This is a genomic window from Halorubrum sp. SD612 (genome assembly GCF_002135005.1).
On sequence record NZ_NEWI01000220.1, the window covers coordinates 1 to 3370 of the forward strand.

Below are 3370 nucleotides of genomic sequence, written 5' to 3' on the forward strand. Positions count from 1 at the left end.
CGGGTTGGGCGGGCTCACGTACGTCGGAATGTCGGTCGGAATCGGCACCGTGGCGGGCAACGGGATGGAGCTGGTCGGGCTCCGCTACGGCGGCTGGATCGGCACCACGGCGTTGCTCGTCGGGTTCATGGGCGACGTCGCCGGCGCGTCGCGCCGCGCCATCGCGGGCGTGATGATCGCCGACGCGCTGATGATCGCGTTCGGGGCCGGCGCGGTCGTCGCCGGGGGGACGCTCAGGTGGGCGCTGTTCGGCGTCTCGGCGCTGTTCCACCTCTCGCTGTTCGTCTACCTGTACGTGGTGTTCCCGCGGTCAGTGCCCGACGACCCGATGCAGCGGGGGCTGTTCAGCCTGCTCAAGAACCACGTCGGGCTCCTCTGGCTGGCGTACCCGTTCGTCTGGCTGATGGGCCCGTCGGGGATCGGGTTCACCGGCGCGGTGGGCGTCGCGCTGACGTACGCGTTCCTCGACGTGTTGGCGAAGGTGCCGTACGTCTACTTCTTCTACGCGCGGCGGCAGGCGTTCACGGACGTGGTGTCCGCCGCGGCCGCGGACCGCGACGACGCGGCCCCGTCGCTCGGCGACGAGACGCCGACCGGGGCCGACTGAGGCCTCGCGGGCCTCCCGCCCGCCGACCGGGTCGAGGCGACCCCCGACGACGGCGACCGCAGAGAGGTACGTTTTAGGCGACTGCGACGGACCCAGCGGTATGGAACGCGTAGCGATCGTCGGCGCGTCGATGACCCGGTTCGGGCAGCGCGACGCCTGGGTGCGGGAGCTGCTGGCGGAGGCGGGCGCGGCCGCGCTCGACGACGCCGGCGTCGACGGCGACGACCTCGATCACCTGTACGTCTCGAACATGGCCAGCGGCGAGTTCGAGGGCCAGACCGGCGTCCCGAACGCGCTCGCCCACGACCTGGCGGCCACCCCCGCCTACACCGCGCGGATCGATCAGACCTCCTCGTCGGGCGGCGCGGGCGTGTACGCCGCGTGGCAGTCGGTCGCCTCCGGCGCGAGCGACCTCACCATGCTCGTCGGCGGCGAGAAGATGACCCACCGGTCGACCGCGGAGGCGACGGACGTGATCGCGTCGCTCACGCACCCGGTGGAGTACAAACAGGGCGTGACGCTCCCCTCGTTCGCGGGGCTCACCGCCCGCCTCTACCTCGACACCTACGACGCGCCCCGCGAGAGCCTCGGGAAGGTCGCGGTGAAGAACCACAGGAACGGCGTGGACAACCCCCACGCGCAGTTCCGGAAGGAGGTCGACCTCGACACGGTCCTCGACTCGCCGATAGTCGCCGACCCGCTCCGACTGTACGACTTCTGTCCGATCACGGACGGCTCCGCGGCGCTCGTGTTCTGTCCCGAGTCGGTCGCCGAGGAGTACGCGCCCGACGGGAACTACGCCGTAATCAGCGGCATCGGCGGCGCGACCGACACCCACGTCGTCCACGAGCGCGCGGACCCGACGACGATGGGCGGCGTGGCCGACTCCTCCGATATCGCATACGAGATGGCCGGGGTCGGCCCGGACGACGTCGACGTGGCGGAGCTCCACGACATGTTCACGATCCTGGAGTTCCTCCAGAGCGAAGACCTCGGCTTCTTCGAGAAGGGCGAGGGGTGGAAGGCGGTCGAAGAGGGCGTCACCGACCGCGACGGCGACCTCCCGATCAACACCTCGGGCGGGCTCAAGTCGAAGGGCCACCCGCTCGGGGCCAGCGGCGTCGCGCAGGTGTACGAGATAGTCAAGCAGGTCACGGGCGACGCCGGCCCGCGACAGGTCGAGGCCGACACGGGCCTCGCCTGTAACGTCGGCGGGTTCGGGAACTGCGTGACCACGACGATTCTGGAGGGAAGCCAATGAGCGAGAACGATACGGCCGAGGCCGACGAGGGGGAGAGCACGGAACCGACCTTCGAGGCGGCGGAGTACGCGGACGGCACCGTCACCTACCCGCCCCACACCGTGGGCCCGAACGGCGCCGAGCGCGTCGGGACGGTCGACCTCCGCGAGCGCGAGGGTCGGGTCGTCACGTGGACGACCTCGACCGCGACGCCGCCGGGCGTCCGCGAGCCGAACACCCTCGCGATCGTCGAGTTCGAGATGGGCGACGGCTACGACGGGCCGCCGGTCCGCGCGCTCGGACAGGTCGCGGAGCGCGGGGACGGCTCCGGGGAGGCGTTCGGCGTCGACATCGGCGACCGCGTCGAGCCGGTCTACGCCGACGAGCTCCGCGAGCCGGGCGCCGGCATCCGCGAGCCGGAGAGCCAGGACTGGGACGGGTTCCGGTTCCGGCCGGTTGAGTAGGTCGGCGGCGCACCAGCGCGGACTCGCGGCGACTCAGGTCCGGAACCGCGCCGCGTCGGAGTCGGCGAGCGCGCCGAGCCGCTCCTCGCGGACCCCGTCGAGCGTGTACACGTCGGGGCGGTACCGGATCGCCTCGGTCACGCCGTGGACCGCCCTGAGCCGACACCGCACGCGGTCGACGTCGTCACGGTCGAAGTAGTTCGGCGTGAACACCAGCACCGCGTGGGCCGTCTCGCCGAACGCCTCGCGACCGGCGCGGGTCGTGACCTTCGCGTCCCAGAGCCGCCCGGCCGCGACGTCCTCGACCACCGCTTCCCAGAGCTCGTCGACCGTCGCGGCGGGGCGCTCGACGAGCCACTTCCCGCTCAGGTAGGTCGTCTCCAGCGCGAGGCGGTCGGCGTCGCGGACGGTCTCGGGGTCGGCCGGGAGCGCGTCCGCCCGCGCTCGGTCGACCTCCGGTAGGTCCGCCTCGGTCGTCGCGGCCGGCCGCGTCACGTCGTGGTTCGGGAAGTACGCGTCGCGGGCCTGTCGGGGGAACCCGGTCACGTGCTTGACGCGGAGCCAGTGCCGCCCGGACTCCTCTATCGCGGTGGGCGAGCGGTCGGTGACCATGGGATGGGTTCCGCGTCGGCGAGGAAAACGGTCCCGCCGCCGGCGGGGGCGGAAGGACGGCCGACCCGCGGGACTCAGACGGCGCGGTAGTCGCCGAGCCGCGTCCCGTCGAGGAGGTACGCGTCCGCGGCGGGCAGCGCCGCGGGGAGGTACGGCGCGAGGAACGACTGCCCCTTGACGTTCACCCACGTCCCGCCGGACCGCTCGTTGAACGCGGGGAAGACGACGAGTTCGGGCGGGTCGGACCCGTCCCGCTCGTTTCCGCCGCCTTCCGCGAACGCCGCGGGATCGACTTCGCCGCGAAGCCACGCGCGCTCGACGCGCGATCCGCCGACCGCGTCCTCCAGTCGGACCTGCGGGTGCTCGTGGCCGGTACAGATCACGTCGCCGTCGAGGAGGTCCGGGTCCGGCCACGTGTGGCCGTTGCCGACGGCGACACCGGCTCCC

The 3370-nt window shown here is 72.4% G+C and carries 4 protein-coding genes and 1 pseudogene; 3 read left to right on the forward strand and 2 right to left on the reverse strand.

Annotated features, from left to right (window positions below; genetic code table 11):
* From B9G38_RS15365 to B9G38_RS15375, 3 genes are all read left to right on the forward strand, one after another.
* A partial coding sequence (locus B9G38_RS15365) for a bacteriorhodopsin (RefSeq protein WP_143415516.1) occupies positions 1–607 on the forward strand: 607 nt, incomplete at its 5' end.
* A gap of 100 nt (positions 608–707) precedes the next feature.
* On the forward strand, positions 708–1868 hold the full coding sequence (locus B9G38_RS15370; protein ID WP_086220955.1) for a 3-ketoacyl-CoA thiolase: 1161 nt from the start codon (positions 708–710) through the stop codon (positions 1866–1868).
* Positions 1865–2311, forward strand: a complete 447-nt coding sequence (locus B9G38_RS15375) for a hypothetical protein (protein WP_086220956.1) — start codon at positions 1865–1867, stop codon at positions 2309–2311. The genes B9G38_RS15370 and B9G38_RS15375 overlap by 4 nt, the downstream gene beginning before the upstream one ends.
* Positions 2312–2344: 33 nt before the next feature.
* On the opposite strand, the gene B9G38_RS15380 is transcribed toward B9G38_RS15375, so the two are convergent.
* Positions 2345–2923, reverse strand: a complete 579-nt coding sequence (locus B9G38_RS15380) for a putative phosphothreonine lyase domain-containg protein (RefSeq protein ID WP_086220957.1) — start codon at positions 2921–2923, stop codon at positions 2345–2347.
* Between the two features lie 74 nt (positions 2924–2997).
* A pseudogene (locus tag B9G38_RS15385) lies at positions 2998–3370 on the reverse strand (phosphoesterase); the annotation flags it as partial.

Bases quoted from the DNA above. Each gene is read 5' to 3' on its own strand.
- B9G38_RS15375 (WP_086220956.1), top strand. From the start codon at position 1,865: ATGAGCGAGAACGATACGGCCGAGGCCGACGAGGGGGAGAGCACGGAA.
- B9G38_RS15370 (WP_086220955.1), top strand. From the start codon at position 708: ATGGAACGCGTAGCGATCGTCGGCGCGTCGATGACCCGGTTCGGGCAG.
- B9G38_RS15380 (WP_086220957.1), bottom strand. From the start codon at position 2,923: ATGGTCACCGACCGCTCGCCCACCGCGATAGAGGAGTCCGGGCGGCAC.